The organism is Luteibacter sp. Sphag1AF (genome assembly GCF_014192715.1).
Taxonomy (GTDB): domain Bacteria; phylum Pseudomonadota; class Gammaproteobacteria; order Xanthomonadales; family Rhodanobacteraceae; genus Luteibacter.
Map to the genome: position 1 here is coordinate 1,103,284 of NZ_JACHYH010000001.1, position 18,832 is coordinate 1,122,115.

Sequence of the window (18,832 nt, forward strand, 5' to 3'; positions counted from 1 at the left end):
CTTCCGTTAAGCTGTGGGCCACCTCGCCGTTACAGCACCCCATGATTGCACTGATCCAGCGGGTCGACTCCGCGCGCGTCGATGTAGAAAACCAGACGGTGGGGGCCATTGGCCCGGGCTTGCTTGCCCTTGTGGCAGTCGAGCCCGACGATGGCCAGACCCAGTGCGTCCGCATGCTGGAGCGGCTGCTGGGCTATCGGGTGTTCTCGGACACAGAAGGCCGCATGAACCTCAGCCTCGGCCAGACCGGTGGCGGCCTGCTGCTGGTCAGCCAGTTCACCCTGGCGGCCGACACCCGCAAGGGCATGCGCCCGAGCTTTACCTCTGCGGCACCGCCCGAACACGGCCGCCGGTGGTTCGATCGACTGGTGGAATTGGCCCGCCAGGCCCACCCGGGGGTGGAAATCGGCCAGTTCGGTGCCCATATGAAAGTTCACCTGGTCAACGACGGCCCCGTCACTTTCCGTCTGGAAGTGCGTTGAACCATGCATGGCAGGCAAGCCACCCTTTCCCCTCCCGCCCACGTGGCGCGTCCGGCCACATGCGGCCATCTGGCGCGATTCTTGCGTTGGTGCGCGGAGGCCGATCCACTTGAAAACTGGTCAAAAAATCATCAAATGACTATACTGATCGGTTCCTGTAACCCGCGGCGGTCGGCATGACTAATAAAGCTCACGAGCAGCAGTCGGAAATCAAACAGCTCATCTCCAAGGGTTTGGAGCAGGGCTACCTGACCTATGCCGAGATCAACGACCACCTTCCGGACGACATCGTCGACCCGGAGCAGATCGAAGACATCATGGCGGTGCTCAAGGGCGTCGGCATTGAAGTGCACGACTCCGCCCCTGACACCGACACCATCGCAGATGGCGCGGCACCCGGCACCAGCACCGACGACGAGTCGGCAGCTGAAGAAGCCGTGGCGCTGCTGTCCGCTGTCGACGCGGAAGTCGGCCGCACCACCGACCCCGTCCGCATGTACATGCGCGAGATGGGCACGGTTGAACTGCTGACCCGCGAAGGCGAAATCGCCATCGCCAAGCGCATCGAGGAAGGCCTGAACCAGGTTCAGACCGCCCTGGCCAGCTTCCCGCTGACCATCCAGCTGCTGCTTGAAGAGTACGACCAGCACGTCGAGGGCAAGCGCCGCCTGAGCGAAATCCTGGCCGGCTTTGCCGACCTGGAAGAAGCCGCTGACGCTGCCCAGGCAGCCGCCGCCGAACTCCCGCCTGCCGATGACGCAGATGTGGAAGACGAAGACGACACCGAGGCGGCAGGCGACGAAGAAGAAGCCGGCCCCAGCGGCCCGGACCCGGAAGAAGTGAAGCGCCGCATGGAAGAACTGCGCGCGCTCCACCAGAAATTCCAGAAGTCCGCACCGAAGGCTGAAATCAACGACAAGAAGGTCGCGAAAGTTCGCGAGCAGATGTCGGAAGCATTCCTCAAGCTCAAGCTCCCGTCGGCCCTCATCGACAGCTTCGTGCGCAAGCTGCGCGAAGTGGTGAACGACATCCGTCACCACGAGCGCCTGCTCATGGACATCTTCGTCAAGCAGGTGAAGATGCCGCGTGCCGAGTTCCTGAAAACGTTCCCGAGCAACGAGGGCAACCTCGAGTGGGCTGCCGAATTGTCGCGCAAGCGTCAGAAGTGGTCGCCGAACATCAAGAACTTCCGCGAAGTCATCGACGGCGAGCAGGAAAAGCTGGCCCAGATCGAGCGCACGCTGTACCTGCCGCTCACCGACATCAAGGAAATCAACCGCGCCATGTCGGTCGGCGAGGCGAAGGCCCGTCGCGCGAAGAAGGAAATGGTCGAGGCCAACCTGCGCCTGGTCATCTCCATCGCCAAGAAGTACACCAACCGCGGCTTGCAGTTCCTCGACCTCATCCAGGAAGGCAACATCGGCCTGATGAAGGCCGTGGACAAGTTCGAATACCGCCGCGGCTACAAGTTCTCCACGTACGCCACGTGGTGGATTCGCCAGGCCATCACGCGCTCCATCGCCGATCAGGCCCGCACCATCCGCATTCCGGTGCACATGATCGAGACGATCAACAAGCTCAACCGCATCTCCCGCCAGATGCTCCAGCAGTTCGGCCGCGAGCCGACGCCGGAAGAACTGGCGAAGGAAATGGAGATGCCGGAAGACAAGATCCGCAAGGTCCTGAAGATCGCGAAGGAGCCGATCTCCATGGAAACCCCGATCGGCGACGACGAAGATTCGCATCTTGGCGACTTCATCGAAGACACCAACGCCAGCTCGCCCATCGAGTCGGCCACGGAAACCGGCCTGATGGAAACCGTGCGCGACGTGCTCGCCGGCCTCACCCCGCGTGAAGCCAAGGTGCTGCGCATGCGCTTCGGCATCGACATGAATACGGATCACACGCTGGAAGAAGTCGGCAAGCAGTTCGACGTCACCCGCGAGCGCATCCGCCAGATCGAAGCCAAGGCCCTGCGCAAGCTGCGTCACCCCAGCCGCTCGGAAACCCTGCGCTCGTTCCTCGATATCGACTGATCGGTTTCGACAAGGCAGACAAGAACAACGCCCGCGAAAGCGGGCGTTTTTTGTGTGACATTCTGGCCAGCCCGCACGTGACAGGCGTGCACTACGAATTTGCTCAACACAGAACGTGACGCCCTCCGCATTGCATCAGGACCGCTGAGCCTATTCTCACGCGCCCATGTTCACGGAGCGAACGATGTTCAAGCCAATTCAAATACCACCACGCATGTATCGCGTGCATCTTATGGACAGGGTCATGTCACGGGGCCTGAAAGGTGCGTGCCTGGGTGCCACGGCGCACTGGCTCATGGACCTGATGTGCGGCAAGACAGACACCTTCGAACTTGTCACCGCCTTACGCGCCATCCACTACCAGGCGTACTACGAAAACATCGCCCCGCCATCGAAGGGCATTCGCAGCGTCTACCGCGCCGTGCAGCACTTCCTCATGCCCTATGGCTGCACAACAACGTTTGAAACAGCGGTACCGGCCATGGATGCCGCGCTTTACATGCCCGGCAACACAGGCGCTCTTCTGGGGTTCGCCAACAGCAAATCCAGCCATTCGGTTGCGCTGATGCGAACGAGCAGCGGTCGTCGCTTCCTCTACTGCATCAACGTAGGTGTGCACGAATGGGTCTGCTCACCCGCCAACTCGGTGCGGGACCTGATGCGCGAGTACAACGAGCTTTCCCGGCAGGAATTCCGCACCGTCACGGAGGGCATCATCTGCACGACGCGCAACACCCTCCCCATCAACGGCATCGCCTGACATGTTCCGTCCTGTCGTGGAAAACAACGATGCGCACCAGCACATCACTGCGCTGATGAAAATGGTGCATCACGTGGAGAGGGGGATGTGCATGGGTGGCGCAGTGCATTGGGTGACCGACATCATGTCCGGCGCCGTGCGGCATCTGGATGTGGTGGCAGCGCGTCGCGCCGCGGTGTATCAGCGGCACTACGACCGCGTGTGGACGTTCGACGTCAATCCGTGGAAGTACGGCGCGTCGGTGGTGGAGTGGAGTCTTCGCTCATCCCACTGCTTCACCACGTATGAAGAACCCCCGAAACATCTCGCCCGCGCGCTGCGCTCACCACACAACGTGGCGACGATCCTGATTCTTCAGTTTGAACAAAGATGCCATGCCATTGCCCTGCTCAAACTCCGCAGCGGCCGCATGTTTCTGTATTGCGTGAACAACGGCGTGCACGAATGGATGGGCTCCCGTCATGCGTCGCCGGACGAAATCCGCGCCACTTACAACGGGCGATTCACGGAGTACTTTGAACGCATCGCCGCTGCCATCGTCGTCCGCACGCCCCTGAGGCTGCCCATCAACGATCGGTATTGACGATCAGTGAGTGCGCTTCAACCGAATGAGTGCAGAGATATCGTCATCGCCATAGCCCTGCGCCTTCAGTTCGGCAAAGTCGGCCAGCGATTTCTCGATGACGCTGCGATCAGTGCCGGCTTCGTCCGCGATGCCACGGACAATGCCCAGATCCTTGTGCAGCAACGCCAGCTTGAAGCCCACCGAGAACTCGTTGCGCAGCATCGTGGCGCCACGCCTGTCGAGGAACCAGTTGCCCGCAGCGCCAGCGGCCAGCGTGGGAATCAGGCGATCCGCTTCCAGACCCAGGGCTTCGCCGAGTGCGAGGCCTTCGGTCACCGCCTGCGCAATGCCGGCCACCAGTACCTGATTCACGGCCTTGGTGGCCTGCCCTGCACCCACCGGGCCCATGTGGGTGATACGCGCACCATAGGCTTCCAGCACCGGCATGGCCCGTTCAAGAACATCGGCGTCGCCACCCACCATCACGGAAAGCTTTCCGTTCTTCGCGCCTTCCACACCGCCGGAGACCGGCGCATCGAGGAAGTGGGCGCCGACTTCCGCGAGACGCCGCGCCACGCGCTTTGCCGTAGCAGGCGCCACCGTCGAGTGATCAATCACGATGGCGCCCTTCCTCAACGAGGGCGCCAGCGCATCCACCACACCGATCACATCGGCGTCCGCACTCACGCAAAGTGCAATCACGTCACACGATGCGGCAATGCCTGCCGCATCGGGCGCAGCCACCTGCCATTGCGCGGCGAGGTCATCGGCTTTGGACTGCGTCCGGTTGCCAACGGCGGCCAGCAGGCCCTTATCGTTCAGATGGCCAGCCATGTGCGCACCCATGGCGCCCAGGCCGATAAAGGCTGCTTTGATGGTCATGTACTTGTCCGCGGTCAGGGGCCGGTATGTTCGGCGAGGTAGGTGTAACCCGTAAGCCCGGCGTCCAGTGCAGCGTACAGCTGCTCGCCTTCCGTGCCCCCAATGCCAGCGGCGGCGAGGCGGTCGGCGTACGACTGGCGAAGTGCCTTCAGGTCGTAACCCACGTAGTCCAGCATCAGGTCGGTCGTGTCACCGCGACGGATATGGGCAAACTCATAGCCCTCGTCAGTCGCACGCACGTTCACCGCATCCGTGTCGCCGAACAGGTTGTGAATGTCGCCCAGTGTTTCCTGATAGGCGCCCACCATGAAGATGCCAAGGCGATACGACTCGTTGGCGCGCAGCTCATGCAACGGCAGGCTCACGTCCACGCCCTCGGCGTCCACGTAGTGGTCGATACGGCCGTCCGAATCGCAGGTCAGGTCGGCGATGACACCGCGACGCGTGGGTTCTTCGTTCAGGCGGTTGATCGGCGCAATCGGGAAGATCTGGTCGATGGCCCAGATGTCCGGCACCGACTCAAAGACCGAGAAGTTCACGAAGTACTTGTCGACCAGCTTCTCGTCCAGATCATCCAGTGCCTGGCGATGCGCACGCTCCGCCGGCAGCAGGCGCGGACGCACCGCATTGGCGATGGCATAGAACAGGTCGTCCAGGCGCGCGCGGTCTTCCAGATCCAGTTGGCCCAGCGCATACAGCGCCTGACCTTCGGCAAAGTGATGTTGCGCTTCGTGGAACAGCTCCAGCGGCGGACGCGAGTCCAGTTCCGCGTGGGTTTCGCGCAGGTGGCGAAGCACGGTGGGCTCGCCATCGCGTTCCGGCGGAATGGCGCCCGCGGGCACGGCTTCCACTTCGCTGACGTTGACCACCATCACGGCGTGATGCGCGGTCATGGCGCGGCCGGACTCGGTGAAGATCACCGGTGCGGGCATGCCGTACTCGGCCACCGCCTCAGCCAGCGGCTGAACGATGCTGGCAGCGTACTGGCCGAGGCTGTAATTGATGGAGTTGTAGCTGCGCGAACGGGTGCCTTCGTAATCCACTCCCAGGCCGCCGCCCACGTCCACCACTTCAATACCGACGCCGAGGCGGTGCAGTTCAACGAAGTAGCGCACGGCTTCGCGCATGCCTGCGGCGATGTCGCGCACGTTGGAAATCTGCGAACCCATGTGGAAGTGCTGTAGCTTCAGCGTGTGCTTGAGGCCGGCGGCATCCAGGCGGGAAATCAGTTCCAGCACCTGACCGGGGCTGAGGCCGAACTTGCCCTTGTCCCCGCCCGTGTTCTGCCACTTGCCGGCACCGATGGAAGCCAGACGCACGCGCACGCCGAGCAGCGGCTCGACGTTGAGCGCCTTGGCCTCGGCAAACACATGATCCAGCTCCGAAAGCTTCTCGATCACGATGTGCACGCGCAGGCCCAGCTTCAGGCCGATCAGGGCCAGACGCACGTATTCGCGGTCCTTGTAGCCGTTGCACACCACCATGCTGCCCGGGCGGGCATGCGCCAGCACCGCCATCAGCTCCGGCTTGGAGCCGGCTTCAAGACCGAATCCCTGCTCGCCGGCAGCCACCAGCTCGCTGACGACGCCGCGCTGCTGATTCACCTTGATCGGGTAGATGGCCGTGTAGCTGCCGGCGTACTCGATATCGTCGATCGCCTTGGCAAACGCCTGCTGCAGGCGGGCCAGCCGGTCGGCCAGGATGTCAGGGAACCGCACAAGCAGCGGAAGGCGCAAACCCTGGGCCTTCGCCTCGTTCACGATGTCCGAGAGATCCAGTGACGGACCCTCTTCGCCGCGCGGGCGCATCAGAAGATTGCCATTGGCGGCAACGTCTACGTAGCCGTTGCTCCAGTGGGGAATCGCGTAGGTCTGTCGCGCGCGTTCGATGTTCCAGGTCGCCATAAGCGTCCGATCTCCTTGCAAAATGGTCGTGCCCCCTGGGGGCCAGAAGCAGTCGCAGCGGCGAACCTTGACCTGAAGCGTGTCTGGCGGCCGGGAGCCTCGCACGCCGCGGGGCCAACCAGACAGGGCCCGTCGGCGCCGGAGCGCCTGACAGACCGCCTATTGTAATAGCCGATGATGACGGGTGCGTAGCACCCCGTACGGGTAGCCGCTCAAAGAACAGGTATCGCCGGGAACGGCGTACGCGCCCGATAGCCGGTACAATCAGACAATTCCGTCCCTACACGATCCCCAGGAACAGCGTCATGTCGCAGCTCAGCTGGTTCACCGAAGCCTTTCAGGCCTCCGGCTCCTCCATTGGTTTCCGCGTCGAGCGCCTGCTGCATGCTGAAAAAACGCCGTTCCAGACGATTGAGATCTACCAGACGACCGATTGGGGCAACCTGATGGTCATCGACGGCTGCGTGATGCTGACCGGCCGGGACAACTTCCTGTACCACGAAATGATGACCCACCCGGCGCTGTTCACCCACGCCCGCGCCAAGCGCGTCGTCATCATCGGTGGCGGCGACTGCGGCACGCTGCGTGAAGTGCTCAAGCACGAGGAAGTGGAATCGGCCGTGCAGGTCGAGATTGACGAGCGCGTGACCCGCCTCGCCGAGCAGTACTTCCCGGAACTGTGCGACTCCAACAACGACCCGCGCGCCGAGCTGCTGTTCATCGACGGCATCAAGTACATGGCGGACGCCGAGCCGGAATCGCTCGACCTGATCATCGTGGACTCCACCGACCCGGTCGGTCCTGCCGAAGGCCTGTTCAACGCCGCGTTCTACGCCAGCTGCTACAAGGCCCTGCGCCACGGCGGCATCCTCGTGCAGCAGTCCGAATCACCGCTGGCCCACGTCGAACTGATCAAGGCGATGCGTTCGGCCATGCGCACCTCGGGATTCCAGGCGGTGAAAACCCTGCCTTTCCCGCAGCCGTGCTACCCCACCGGCTGGTGGAGCTGCACCATGGCACGCAAGGGTGGCGACCTGTCCGGCTTCCGCGAGCGCGGTGCCCTCAGCAAGAACTTCCCGACCCGCTACTACAACGCCGACATCCACAAGGGCGCGCTTGCGCAGCCTGAGTTCATGCGCGAAGCGCTGGGCGAATAAGCCCCCGCGCAGCAGAAAAACCGCCCCGCATGGGGCGGTTTTTCCATGGAAACCCGCATGTGCGCCATCCCTTCGCGGCGGCGCAACGGCCGATCAGAACATCTTGGCCCGTACCCTGGGCAGCACGACCAGAATCAGCGTAGCGATTGGCCCGAGCAAAGCTGACAGCAGAAACCACACCAGCCCGCTACGATTCTTGCCCTGTGCCAGGCCCGCGTTGACCAACATCAACGTGCCCCAGCCAGCAAGCCAGCCACCCCGGTCGCTGGCGATCAGCGCTAATTGTTCCATCGTGTTCTCCTGTTCTGTCGCAGGATTGATATGAGCGCGGGGTCGGCCAAGGCTGCACGTCCCCCGACGTGAACGCCGATAGTAGCAAGACGTTACGACATCGCACGGTTCGTCACCCACGTTCCGTTCATGCGATAGCCGTATCCTTACCCTTTTGTGACGGAGATGGCCCCATGCGCGGATGGCGCGTTGCAACTCTGGCCCTGATGGCCGCGTTATCGCTTCCCGTATTTGCCGCAACGCCCAAGGCGGCGCCGGCAACCTCCAAGGCTCCGGCCAAAGACCAGACCAAGGCGCTGCTGCAGTTCCAGCGCGATCTTGCGTCGGTCATTGCCCTGCGCACGGATGCGGAGCCCCTGCTGGCCGCAGCACTGCTGGCCCGCCCTCTGACCGGCACTCCGGAAGTACTCAGCTACCACGCCCTGCTTGAGCGTGCCTCGCGCAACGAGGACGCCGGCCCGGCCGTCACCTGGGCGCAGCTGGCCGATTGCAGCAACAAGAGCGGTGACTGCCCCAATACCGACGCCCTGGCCAAGCTGGAGCAGCAGGCCCCGGACAACGCCGCCGTGTGGCTTCTGAAGCTTGCCGTTGACGACCACGCGGGCAACAAGGACAGCGTCCGCGCTGACCTGACCCGCGCGGCCAGCGCCAAACTCTACGATGACTACATGGGCAACAGCCTGAAAGCGCTCGCCAATTCGGTGAGTCAGCTGCCCCCACCTGCGGACACCTTCAGCCCGTTGCAGGGCGCGGGCGCCGCTGGCGTACAGATGGTGCTGGTGTACGGCCTGGGCGCCGCTCAGCCCATGCCCGGCTTCCAGGTCACCGCGCGCTTCTGTGAAGACAACAAGTCCGACGACGGCGTTACGGCCGACTGCCTGAAGCTGGCCAAGGTACTGGAATGGGGCAGCAGCCCGCTCGGCCGCTCGCTGGGCCTGCATTTGCGTGAAACGCTGTCCACCGACGCCGCTCAGCAGCAGGGCGCCAGAGTCGCTCGCCAGAACCTCGTGTGGCAGATGCAGCGCTTTGCCCAGCTCACCATGCAGGGCCAGGGCGACAAGGTCACCGCACAGAAGCTCCTGGCGCTCGCCCGTACGGGTGGCACCGAAATGAGCGTGGTCCTTTCCGCTCTTCGCGCGTACGGCATCCCTGCCGAAGCGCCTGCTGGCTGGGAACCGGCCAAAGCAGAAAGCTGATCGCCTGGCGACGCTGCGGCCATAACGCCGCAGCGTCGTTTCCACCTCGCCATCGGCCGCACGGGTGGGTTAGCCTTGGACCATCGTTCGGGGAAGGTGACAGCCGATGCTCACGACGGTGGTAGCAAGCAGCAAGGGTGGTTGTGGCAAGTCCACACTGGTGACCCAGATGGCCTCCTATTGGTCCCAGGCTGGCAAACGCACCGCCATCGTGGATGCCGACAGGCAGCAGTCCAGCCTGCGCTGGGCCGGAAGACGCCCTGAGAACAGCCCATCCGTGGCCGCCGTCGAAGGCAGCCGCAAAGCGTTCGACCGCGTGCCCGACAACACCGAACGCGTCATCGTCGATACGCCTGCCGGCGTCACCGAGCGCGATCTGGAACCTTACCTCGACAAAGCCGACGTCCTGTTGGTGCCCGTGCTGCCATCCGGCTTCGATCTGGAGGCCACACTCGACTTCCTCCACATGCTGCGCGGCATCGGCCGCATCAAGCGCGGGAAGCTGCCCGTCGGGCTGGTAGGCAACCGCCTGAAGCCCTGGACGAACGCCAGCCAGAATTCCCTGACAGAGCTTGCGGAGCGCGCCCCCTTCCCTGTGGTTGCGGAACTACGCGATTCTCAGGCGTACGTCTTGCTCACAGGGCTCGGTAAAGGCATCTTCGACTATCACTCCGAACAGGTGCGCGGACATCAGGAGGACTGGGCCAAACTGCTGCGCTGGATAAAGCGTCATGGTTGAGGCCTATGCTCCGAACCCGCGCGACACGATTCCGCCGCGCCCGCGCGGCTTGCAGGAGGCAACACCATGCACGAACTCATCCTGTTGCGTCACGCCGAGGCCGAGCCCCCGGAGGGCAAAGACGACCGCTCGCGAAAACTGACCGAGCACGGCAAGAAAGAAGCCCGCGCAGCCCATGACTGGCTGGTCAAACACCATGTGCAGATTGACCGCGTGCTGTGCTCCCCGGCCACACGCACCCGCGAAACCGCCATCCTCGCCCTCCCACACAGCGAGGCCGAACTGGTCGACGATATTTATGACGCCACCCCCGGCGACCTGATGGCCGTGCTCGACAAGCACCATGGCGTCGGCCGCGTTGTTCTGGTGGGTCACAACCCCGGTATCGAACAACTCGTCGCCCTGCTGGTGGACGGCCGCTCGGAAGACTACCGAGGCATGCCGCCCGGCGGCCTGGCCCGGCTAACGATCCACAAGAAAGGCTCGATCGAACCCGGCGTCGCCACACTGGACGCGTTCTGGTCGCCTTGAAACGGGTCATCCGCCATCTCGTCCCGGCGGTTCTGCTGATGTGGTCGGTGGCGCTATGCGCCGCCGACCTGCGCATTGATCCGGACAAGTCACACGCCGAGTTCGGTGTGCGACTGCTCTGGGTAAGTACCGTCTCCGGCGTGTTCGACAACATCCGCGGTGATGTCTCGGTCGACCACACGAAAGAAACCGCCATCGTCAACGCCGTCATTGACGCTGAAAGCATTCGCATGGAATCGGCGCGACTGCGCCGCTGGGTTCTGGCGCCCGAATTCTTCGATGCGGTGCATTACCCGCAAATTCTTTTCGTCTCCGCACCCACGCCACTGGAATCGCTGATCCATGGCGGCACATTGCACGGCAACCTCACCATTCGCGGCATCACCCACGAAGTGGACTTCCGCCTGATCGCAAGCCCCTGCGACCCGGCGACCATGCGTGAGTGCACCATCCAGGTTCAGGGCATCATCGACCGCACGCGTTTCGGCATGCAGGGACGCAGGGGCGCGCTGTCCGACCGCGTCAACCTCGGCATGGTGATCGTCGTGACGTTGCCGGTCACGAATCCAACTCCCTGATTGCCCTCGCTGTCCCCTATCATGCGGCGATGCGACAACTCGTTATTGTTTTTGTCCTTGTCACCGCCGCGCTTCTCGGAGGGTGCTCGCTGTCGCGCGCGCAAATCCATCGGGCGGACGTCGTCGTGGGCCAGACCGTGGACCGCGAACAGACCTGCGACCAGCCGGACCACTGCGCCACACCGTCTCCGCTGATCGCCGGCGCCGAAGAAGCGGTGTCCGCCTCCACCACCGAACGCCCCGTGCATCTGGCTGTGTTGCTGGAAGATGGCGAAACCGCGCTGGCCGCCCGCGTCAACCTGATTCACGCCGCCCGCCGCTCCATCGACGTGCAGACCTACATCTGGGAACAGGACGACGCCGGCAATCTGGTGCTGGACGAACTCATCAAGGCCGCAAGGCGCGGCGTGCAGGTGCGCATCCTCGCCGACCAGCTGTTCTCGTTCCGCGATGCCACCCTGCTGGCCAGGCTGGCACGCGCCAGCGACAACATGCAGATCCGCCTGTACAACCCCACGTTTCAAAGCGCGCGCACCCCGCCGCTGGAATTTGCCGCGGGCATCCTGTGCTGCTTCTACAAATTCAACCAGCGCATGCACAACAAGCTATTTCTGGTGGACAGTCTGGTGGGCATCACCGGCGGCCGGAACTACGAAGATCGCTACTTCGACTGGGACGGCAGCTTCGATTACATCGACCGCGACGTCATGGTCGGCGGCCCGGTTGCCCAGAGCATGGCCGCGAGCTTCAATCTGTTCTGGGAACACCCGCGCTCGGTGCCGCTGACGCATCTGCGCGACGTCAACCGCGCCATCACCTCGGACGACGAGGGCCAGTTACGCTGGACGCCCCCGATTTACGAGAACCCGGCACGCGTAACCCGCCTGCTGCAGGAGTCGGACGACAAAGACTGGCTGGACACCCACATCGCACGCGATGCCCTGCGTATGAACCGCGTGGAATATCAGTCCGACCTGCCCGGCAAAACGGAAGAGCCCAAGCTTCGCGAGGCACGCGCACTCACCCGTCACCTGATGGGCCTGATGCGCAATGCCAGGACGGAAATCGTGCTGCAAACACCGTATCTGGTGTTGAGCAAGCCCGCGCGCAAAGTGTTCAAGGACATTCACGACCGGGCTCAGCCGCCCCGCGTCATCGTGTCCACCAACTCACTGGCCTCCACCGACGCCTTCGCCGTGTACGCGATGTCGTACAAGCATCGCAAGCGTTACCTGGACTCGTACGGGTTCGAGATTTACGAGATGAAGCCGCATCCGGTCAGCAGCGATGGCGACACCGCTGACGGCGCTGCAAGCGCGCCTCCGCCGTATCTGGCCACGATGGGCAGCGGTAGTGGAAGCGGCGGCCGCGACCGCCGCACAGAGACGCTGAGCGCGCCCAGCGAGAGCAGTGGCCTGCTGGCCGCGGGTCGCCGGTCGCGTCGTGGCGCCCGCAACCGGCCGGCGCCACTGCTGACGGAAGGCGTGCGCATCGGCTTGCACGCCAAGTCCATCGTCATCGACGACACGTTCGCGATGGTGGGCTCGCACAACTTCGACCCGCGTTCGGATCACTACAACACCGAGTCGGGCGTCATCATCTACGACAAGCGCTTCGCGGATCGGCTGCGCCAGTCGATCATGCAGGACACCGGCCCTGACCGCGCCTGGGTCATCGGGCCGCGCGAAAAAACCCTCGGAGTGCTGTCACAGATCAACGAAGCCATCGGCAATGTTTCCGAACGCCTGCCCTTCTTCGATCTGTGGCCATTCCGTTACGCCACCAGCTACGACCTGAAACCGGGGTGCATCCCGATGCGCTGGACCGACGAGAAGTTCTTCGAGTGCTACACGCCGGTGGGTGACTTCCCGGAAGTGGACGTCTCGCTGAAGCTGATCTACACCCGCATGATTACCGCCTTCGGCTCGTCCGCCGCAGGCATTCTCTGACGGACGACTGGGGGCCTCAGAGGCCCCGAGTCAGCTCGAACCGTACCGGCAATTCGGCCGTATACGACGTGAACCGATGCTCCACCTGCGCGAATCGCCAGGTGCGAACGGCCTGCTGCGCCGCCCGATCCAGTTCCACATCGCCACTGGATCGACCGACAGCCACGTTGGACACATCACCGTGCGGCGTCACCGTCACGCTGAGCACCACCTTGCCTTCGCGCTGAGCGCGCAACGCTGACATCGGGTAGCGGGGCGACGGCATGTACACCGGCACCAGCGCCGGAGCAGGCGGCTCCACGCGGCGCGGCTGCGAAACACTGGCATCGACGGTCGCCACCTCATCCCGGGGGATGGGACGCATGGCCGTGGCCACGTCCATGGCGGGACGCGACGGAAGCGTGCCCACGGCGCGGCGCGCCAGCGGCCCGCGATCATACGTCAGCGCCGTGAGCCAGGTGGTGCCGGCAATGCCGACGATCAGTGCCATCAGGCTGAGGGCCGTGGTACTGCGCATGGAAACCATCAAAAACCTCTGTAAACAAAGACGCCCCACGCGCGAACGCGTGAGGCGCCGATTCGACAAGCCGGTGTTACGGGCGTTCGAGAATGGCGGTCACACCCATGCCACCTGCCGTGCAGATGGAAATGAGACCACGGCCGGAGCCCTTCTGTTCCAGCATCTTGGCCAGCGTGGCCACAATGCGCGCACCTGTCGCCGCAAACGGGTGACCCGTGGCGAGACTGGAGCCGAGCACATTGAGCTTTGCCGGGTCGATGCTGCCCAGAGGGGCATCCAGACCAAGGCGGTCGCGGCAATAATCTGCCGACTCCCATGCACGCAATGTGCAGAGCACCTGCGCCGCGAAGGCTTCGTGGATCTCGTAGAAGTCGAAATCCTGCAAGGTGAGGCCCGCCTGCTTCAACATGCGCGGCACGGCGACCGTCGGCGCCATCAGCAAGCCCTCGCCATGCACGAAGTCCACCGCCGATACCTGGGCGTGGGTGAGGTACGCCTGGATGGTAAGACCGCGCTCGGCAGCCCACTCATCGCTGGCCAGCAGCACGGCGGCGGCACCATCGGACAGGCCCGTGGAGTTGCCGGCAGTCAGCGTGCCCTGCCCCGAGGTCTTGTCGAAGGCCGGCTTCAGCGAAGCCAGCTTTTCCATCGTGGAATCCGGACGCAGGAAGCCATCGCGCTTCAGGCCACGGAACGGCACCACCAGATCATCGAAGAAGCCCGAGTCATACGCGGCACCCAGCTTGTGGTGGCTTTCCATCGCCAGCTGGTCCTGCGCCTGACGGGAAATGTGCCACTGCTTTGCCATCATTTCGCAGTGGTCACCCATGGACTTGCCCGTGCGTGGCTCGGCCACGCCCGGGAACGAGGGCTTCAGTTCCTTGAACGAGAAGCCCCGCGTGGCGGCCGTGAACTTCTCTTTGAATGTCTTGGCGCGGTTCATCGCCAGGAGGCGCTTGCGCAGGCGCTGGCCATACACGATGGGCACGTCACTGGTGGTGTCCGAGCCGCCGGCGATGCCCGCGTCGATCTGCCCCGTGGCGATCTTGTTGGCAATGATGATCGCGTTGTCCAGCGAGGTGCCGCAGGCGCGCGCGGTGGTGATGCCCGGCGTGGTGGGCGCCAGGCCCGACGACAGCAGGGCTTCACGGGCGAGGTTCCACTCCGAGGAATGCTTGATGACGGCGCCCATGGCGACTTCGCCCAGTTCCACGCCGTGCAGCCCGAACTTCTCGACCAGCGATCCCAGCACCTTGACCGACATGCCGAAGTTGCCGACGTCGGCGTAAGCCGTGTTGTTGCGACAGAAAGGGATGCGGACGCCGCCGACCACACCTACACGCTTTTGCGTCTTTTCCATGCTCAAGGACAATCCGAAACCAAGGGAGAGCCGATACCGGCCAAAAGGAGCGCAGACGGCGAAGATCGCCGACGAACGCGTGTCAGCAAGGCTAACCCGCATCACCCCGTGGCGAAAGCCCTGATTGGCCGGATGCTAGACTTACGTTCCTTTACCGTTCGGATTGCCCTTCGTGAACCAGCCCCTGATTGCCTGCCCCGCCGTACTGGCGCTGGAACTGGCGGAGGGCGAACGGCCCTCGCGACTGGAATTGACCCGCGACGAAGCCCAGACGCTGGGCGCCCTGATCGCCGATGACCTGCGGGCCCTGCTGCCCGGCGTGGAAGCATCCCGCTTTGCCCTGGCCGGCGCCCTGTTTGATGGCGTGGAGCTGCTGCGCCCCGGGTTCCCCGTGTACGCCACGCTGGAAGAACTGGCCCGGCGCGTCCCCCGCGTCACTACCGCGGGCGGCGTTGTCTCATTTGGCACCCACGAAGGCCACATGCCGGCACAACCGCTGGTTCCCGACGCGATGTATGCCGACGGCCCCATGCGTCTGATGCCCTGGATGCTGCTGGCACCGGCGGATCTTGCCGAATCGCTGACTGAACGCATGGAAATCGAGCTGGTAGGCCGCGGCGAAGCCGGTGCGGCCACCGCCGACTTCATCATGCGCACCCTCGGTGTCCGCCTGGAGCACGCGCGCTATCTAAGCCGCGACGACCTGTTGGCGCTGACGTGCGTGCAGTACGAGCATGTGAACCTCGCGCCCCTGTGGACGGTGCTGGAAGCCGCGCTGCTCACGCCGTATCGGGAGGAAACGGCGCTGGGCTCACGCGGCCTGCCCCTGCGTTACGCGGAAGGCCGCATAGGCATCCCCGGCCCGGCCACCTGGTTCGCCGCCTCCGGCGCCCGTCGCGAGCGCCCCGACCACGAATTCGCAGGCACCCTGTTCGAGTTGCGTCAGTACGCCGCCCTTCTGGCAGCCCACCATGTACCGCTGCATCTGGAAGGCGCCCCGGCCCAGACGGCGGGCTATCTGATCGAAGCGCTGGCCGAGGCTGACGCCTCGCTTCCCCGTCCGCAGCTGTTCGCCCATGAGGCCGCGGGCCTGGGCATCGTGGCCATCACCGTGGCGCAGCCTGCCCCGGGCCGCCCCAACGTCCTGGCTCACGGCTACCCGCTGGCACCGGATGCGCTTGGCCCCATGCTGGACGCCCTGGCCACCCGGTACGATTGCGACACCGATGTTCACGCGCTTGGCCGCGTTCTGCTGGATGACAACGCGACGCTCACGGCTCCGGCGCCCGCCCTGCACTGAAGGCGCGCCACGCCTTCACGCGTGGCCGGTTTGTATGGATATACGACCGCCCCGCCACCGATTAGAGTGGGCCATCGCCCCGATGGCTCACTCATGCGCGACCCGGCCGACATCTACCCCGAGCCCGAAGAAGGCTGGCCTGCCTACGTTCTGGCGCGCGCCCCTGCGCTGGCCGCGTATGTCGACGCCACACTCCGCTACCAGTACGCCAATGCCCGCTACTTTGAATGGATGGGCGTGGATGCCGTCTCCGCCGTAGGCGCACGGTTGTCCGACGTGATGGCCCCCGACCTGTACACGGATATCGAGCCGTGGCTGATCGCCGCACTGGGCGGTGAGCAAGTCGTGTCTGATCGGGAGCTCGGCAGCGGCGACAACATCCGCTACGCGCAGGCCACGTTCAACCCCGACTTTGCACCCGACGGCACCGTGCGCGGCGTCATCATCGCGGTGGCCGACATCACCGAGCGCCGCCATCTGGAAATGCGCCTGCTCGAAAGCGAAAAGCGTTTCTCGCAGGCATTCCAATATGCGGCCATCGGCATGGCACTGGTGCGACCGGATGGCCGCTGGCTCCAGGTCAACAGCGCCGTCTGCGACATGCTGGGCTACAGCACCGACGAATTGCTGTCCTCCGCATTCCAGGACATCACCCATCCGGACGACCTCGCGGCAGACCTGGCGCAGGTGAAGAAGTTGCTGGACGGCGAGATCCCGTCATTCCACATGGAAAAGCGCTACATCCATCGCGATGGTCACGTGGTGCATTCGCTGCTCAGCGTGTCACTGGTGCGCGATGAAAATCATCAGCCACTGTATTTCGTCTCCCAGTTGCAGGACATCACCGCACGCAAGGCCTTTGAAGACGCCCTGTTCCGCGAGCGCGAACTGGCGGAAGTCACCCTGAAATCCATCGGCGATGCGGTCATCACCACCGACCCGCACATGATCGTGACCTCGCTCAATCCCATTGCCGAAGCGATGACGGGGTGGCCCAGCCACGAAGCCGTCGGTCGGCCGATGGATGAGATCTTCCATCTGCGCGATCCACTGACGCGGCAGCCGATTCCCAATCCGTTGCTCGCGGCAGTCGCAAAAAATGCCATTGTGGGCCTGACCACGGATGCCATCCTGGTCCATCGCAACGGATTCGACAGCCCGATTGAAGATTCCGCCGCCCCCATTCACGACCACGCAGGCAACGTGGTAGGTGGTGTCGTGGTGTTTCATGACGTGAGCGAAACCCGCGCACTTGCCCTGAAAATGGCGCATCTGGCGCACCACGACACACTGACCGGCCTGCCCAATCGCGCACTTTTGCAATCACGCATCGAGCTTGCCGTGACCGTGGCCAGACGTCGTGTCCAGCGCGCCGCGGTGCTGTTCGTGGATATCGACCACTTCAAGCAGATCAACGACAGCCTGGGCCACGCCGCAGGCGACGCCATGCTTCAGGAAGTGGCGCGACGCATCCGCATGAGCGTACGCGGGGAAGACACCGTCAGTCGCCTGGGCGGCGATGAGTTCGTGGTACTTCTGCCCCATATTGAATCGCAGCGCGACGCATCTGCGGTGGCGGAAAAGGTACTGGAGGTGTGCAGCCAGGCGGTGGCCGTGGAAGGCTCCGAGCTGGCCATCAGTTTCAGCATCGGCATCAGCCTGTTTCCCGACGACGCCAGCGACGCGGAGTCGCTGCTGCGCAACGCCGACACGGCGATGTATGAAGCGAAGATGCAGGGACGCAACGGCTTCCGGTTCTTCAACGCTGCCATGAACGAGCGCAACGCTGCGCGCGTACGCATCGAAGTGGACTTGCGCAAGGCACTCGCACGAAACGAACTGTGCCTGCACTACCAGCCGAAGATCGACATACGCCTTGGCAGCATTGTGGGCGCCGAAGCGCTCCTGCGCTGGCAGGTGGATGGCGTGGACATCTATACGCCAGAGCAATTCATCCCGGTCGCCGAAGATTGCGGACTCATCATCCCCATTGGCGAATGGGCACTGCGCGAGGCATGCAGGCAAACGGAAGCATGGGCACGGACTTACCGGCCCATCTCGGTGTCGGTCAACGTATCACCCCTGCAATTTCAGCAAACCCGCTTCTACGAAACCTTGCGTGATGCGCTGGAAGAAAGCGGCCTGCCACCCACCCTGCTGGAGCTGGAACTCACCGAACGCATGGTGATGGAAGGCGGCGACCATATCGCCCATTTGCTCCGACGCATCAAGGAGCTGGGCGTCGTACTCAGCCTGGACGACTTCGGCACAGGCTATTGCAGCCTGTCGTACCTGAAGCAGTTTCCCATCGACACCCTGAAGATCGACCGCGCCTTCATTCGCGACATCGCATTGGACCCCGACAGCGCCGCCATCACCAGCGCCATCATCGCCATGGCACAAAGCCTCAACAAACAGGTGCTGGCCGAAGGCGTGGAAACCATGGAGCAAGCCACGCTGCTCGGCGAAGCCGGGTGCCCGCAAATGCAGGGCTTTCTTTTCGGCAAGGCGGTATCCGCGAAGGACTTCGAGGCCCGTATCGCCGCCATCGACACGGGCAACCCCGTTGCTCCGACGTGACG

General features: G+C 63.8%; 17 protein-coding genes. 12 read left to right on the forward strand and 5 right to left on the reverse strand.

Translation table 11 applies throughout. The features are described from left to right. The first annotated feature begins 41 nt into the window (after positions 1 to 41). The 4 genes from dtd (at position 42) to FHW69_RS05055 (ending at position 3,861) form a co-directional block, all read left to right on the forward strand. Positions 42 to 482 carry a D-aminoacyl-tRNA deacylase gene (dtd, locus tag FHW69_RS05040; RefSeq protein ID WP_183421895.1) on the forward strand — a complete coding sequence of 147 codons (441 nt, stop codon included), beginning with the start codon at positions 42 to 44 and terminating at the stop codon, positions 480 to 482. A 176-nt stretch (positions 483 to 658) separates the two neighbouring features. Beyond that, positions 659 to 2,518, forward strand: coding sequence for an RNA polymerase sigma factor RpoD (rpoD, locus tag FHW69_RS05045; RefSeq protein WP_183421896.1), 1,860 nt, complete (start codon positions 659 to 661; stop codon positions 2,516 to 2,518). A gap of 244 nt (positions 2,519 to 2,762) precedes the next feature. Beyond that, positions 2,763 to 3,278 carry a hypothetical protein gene (locus FHW69_RS05050; RefSeq protein ID WP_183421897.1) on the forward strand — a complete coding sequence of 172 codons (516 nt, stop codon included), beginning with the start codon at positions 2,763 to 2,765 and terminating at the stop codon, positions 3,276 to 3,278. 1 nt (position 3,279) lies between these two features. Next, entirely contained in the window at positions 3,280 to 3,861 is a 582-nt protein-coding gene (locus tag FHW69_RS05055) for a hypothetical protein (protein WP_183421898.1), read from the forward strand. Between the two features lie 3 nt (positions 3,862 to 3,864). Here the strand turns inward: FHW69_RS05055 and FHW69_RS05060 are convergent, their stop codons facing one another. Both FHW69_RS05060 and speA read right to left on the reverse strand, forming a co-directional pair. Next, entirely contained in the window at positions 3,865 to 4,725 is an 861-nt protein-coding gene (locus FHW69_RS05060; RefSeq protein WP_183421899.1) for an NAD(P)-dependent oxidoreductase, read from the reverse strand. Between the two features lie 14 nt (positions 4,726 to 4,739). Then, entirely contained in the window at positions 4,740 to 6,629 is a 1,890-nt protein-coding gene (gene speA / locus FHW69_RS05065) for an arginine decarboxylase (RefSeq protein ID WP_183421900.1), read from the reverse strand. A 305-nt stretch (positions 6,630 to 6,934) separates the two neighbouring features. Here speA and speE point away from each other — a divergent pair, with 305 nt between their 5' ends. Continuing rightward, positions 6,935 to 7,786, forward strand: coding sequence for a polyamine aminopropyltransferase (speE, locus tag FHW69_RS05070; protein ID WP_183421901.1), 852 nt, complete (start codon positions 6,935 to 6,937; stop codon positions 7,784 to 7,786). Between the two features lie 93 nt (positions 7,787 to 7,879). Here speE and FHW69_RS05075 read toward each other — a convergent pair whose 3' ends face one another. After that, a complete protein-coding gene (locus FHW69_RS05075; protein ID WP_183421902.1) occupies positions 7,880 to 8,077 on the reverse strand; it encodes an antitermination protein NusB in 198 nt (65 codons plus the stop codon). A gap of 173 nt (positions 8,078 to 8,250) precedes the next feature. Between FHW69_RS05075 and FHW69_RS05080 the strand changes: the two genes are divergently transcribed. The 5 genes from FHW69_RS05080 (at position 8,251) to FHW69_RS05100 (ending at position 13,070) form a co-directional block, all read left to right on the forward strand. Next, a complete protein-coding gene (locus FHW69_RS05080; RefSeq protein WP_183421903.1) occupies positions 8,251 to 9,273 on the forward strand; it encodes a hypothetical protein in 1,023 nt (340 codons plus the stop codon). A gap of 106 nt (positions 9,274 to 9,379) precedes the next feature. Then, positions 9,380 to 10,012: a division plane positioning ATPase MipZ gene (locus tag FHW69_RS05085; RefSeq protein ID WP_183421904.1), complete on the forward strand. Its 633-nt coding sequence runs from the start codon at positions 9,380 to 9,382 to the stop codon at positions 10,010 to 10,012. A gap of 66 nt (positions 10,013 to 10,078) precedes the next feature. After that, entirely contained in the window at positions 10,079 to 10,543 is a 465-nt protein-coding gene (locus FHW69_RS05090) for a histidine phosphatase family protein (protein WP_183421905.1), read from the forward strand. Then, complete coding sequence (locus FHW69_RS05095; protein ID WP_255494511.1) at positions 10,540 to 11,121, forward strand: YceI family protein; 582 nt, start codon at positions 10,540 to 10,542, stop codon at positions 11,119 to 11,121. Before FHW69_RS05090 ends, FHW69_RS05095 begins: the two co-directional genes overlap by 4 nt. A gap of 125 nt (positions 11,122 to 11,246) precedes the next feature. Next, entirely contained in the window at positions 11,247 to 13,070 is a 1,824-nt protein-coding gene (locus tag FHW69_RS05100; protein ID WP_343203961.1) for a phospholipase D family protein, read from the forward strand. Positions 13,071 to 13,086: 16 nt separating this feature from the next. On the opposite strand, the gene FHW69_RS05105 is transcribed toward FHW69_RS05100, so the two are convergent. Both FHW69_RS05105 and FHW69_RS05110 read right to left on the reverse strand, forming a co-directional pair. After that, on the reverse strand, positions 13,087 to 13,587 hold the full coding sequence (locus FHW69_RS05105; protein WP_183421907.1) for an energy transducer TonB: 501 nt from the start codon (positions 13,585 to 13,587) through the stop codon (positions 13,087 to 13,089). Between the two features lie 76 nt (positions 13,588 to 13,663). Beyond that, positions 13,664 to 14,950: an acetyl-CoA C-acetyltransferase gene (locus tag FHW69_RS05110; RefSeq protein WP_183421908.1), complete on the reverse strand. Its 1,287-nt coding sequence runs from the start codon at positions 14,948 to 14,950 to the stop codon at positions 13,664 to 13,666. Positions 14,951 to 15,122: 172 nt separating this feature from the next. On the opposite strand from FHW69_RS05110, the gene FHW69_RS05115 reads away from it, so the two are divergent. Next, a complete protein-coding gene (locus tag FHW69_RS05115; protein ID WP_183421909.1) occupies positions 15,123 to 16,250 on the forward strand; it encodes a hypothetical protein in 1,128 nt (375 codons plus the stop codon). A 93-nt stretch (positions 16,251 to 16,343) separates the two neighbouring features. Then, a complete protein-coding gene (locus FHW69_RS19150; RefSeq protein ID WP_183421910.1) occupies positions 16,344 to 18,830 on the forward strand; it encodes a GGDEF and EAL domain-containing protein in 2,487 nt (828 codons plus the stop codon). The last annotated feature ends 2 nt before the right edge of the window (positions 18,831 to 18,832 follow it).

What these genes read in the sequence shown, in the direction of transcription:
- FHW69_RS05075 (WP_183421902.1), bottom strand. Translation starts at nt 8,077, where the DNA reads ATGGAACAATTAGCGCTGATCGCCAGCGACCGGGGTGGCTGGCTTGCT.
- FHW69_RS05085 (WP_183421904.1), top strand. Translation starts at nt 9,380, where the DNA reads ATGCTCACGACGGTGGTAGCAAGCAGCAAGGGTGGTTGTGGCAAGTCC.
- FHW69_RS05105 (WP_183421907.1), bottom strand. Translation starts at nt 13,587, where the DNA reads ATGCGCAGTACCACGGCCCTCAGCCTGATGGCACTGATCGTCGGCATT.
- rpoD (WP_183421896.1), top strand. Translation starts at nt 659, where the DNA reads ATGACTAATAAAGCTCACGAGCAGCAGTCGGAAATCAAACAGCTCATC.
- FHW69_RS05110 (WP_183421908.1), bottom strand. Translation starts at nt 14,950, where the DNA reads ATGGAAAAGACGCAAAAGCGTGTAGGTGTGGTCGGCGGCGTCCGCATC.
- FHW69_RS19150 (WP_183421910.1), top strand. Translation starts at nt 16,344, where the DNA reads ATGCGCGACCCGGCCGACATCTACCCCGAGCCCGAAGAAGGCTGGCCT.
- FHW69_RS05080 (WP_183421903.1), top strand. Translation starts at nt 8,251, where the DNA reads ATGCGCGGATGGCGCGTTGCAACTCTGGCCCTGATGGCCGCGTTATCG.
- speE (WP_183421901.1), top strand. Translation starts at nt 6,935, where the DNA reads ATGTCGCAGCTCAGCTGGTTCACCGAAGCCTTTCAGGCCTCCGGCTCC.
- dtd (WP_183421895.1), top strand. Translation starts at nt 42, where the DNA reads ATGATTGCACTGATCCAGCGGGTCGACTCCGCGCGCGTCGATGTAGAA.
- FHW69_RS05050 (WP_183421897.1), top strand. Translation starts at nt 2,763, where the DNA reads ATGTCACGGGGCCTGAAAGGTGCGTGCCTGGGTGCCACGGCGCACTGG.
- speA (WP_183421900.1), bottom strand. Translation starts at nt 6,629, where the DNA reads ATGGCGACCTGGAACATCGAACGCGCGCGACAGACCTACGCGATTCCC.
- FHW69_RS05060 (WP_183421899.1), bottom strand. Translation starts at nt 4,725, where the DNA reads ATGACCATCAAAGCAGCCTTTATCGGCCTGGGCGCCATGGGTGCGCAC.
- FHW69_RS05055 (WP_183421898.1), top strand. Translation starts at nt 3,280, where the DNA reads ATGTTCCGTCCTGTCGTGGAAAACAACGATGCGCACCAGCACATCACT.
- FHW69_RS05090 (WP_183421905.1), top strand. Translation starts at nt 10,079, where the DNA reads ATGCACGAACTCATCCTGTTGCGTCACGCCGAGGCCGAGCCCCCGGAG.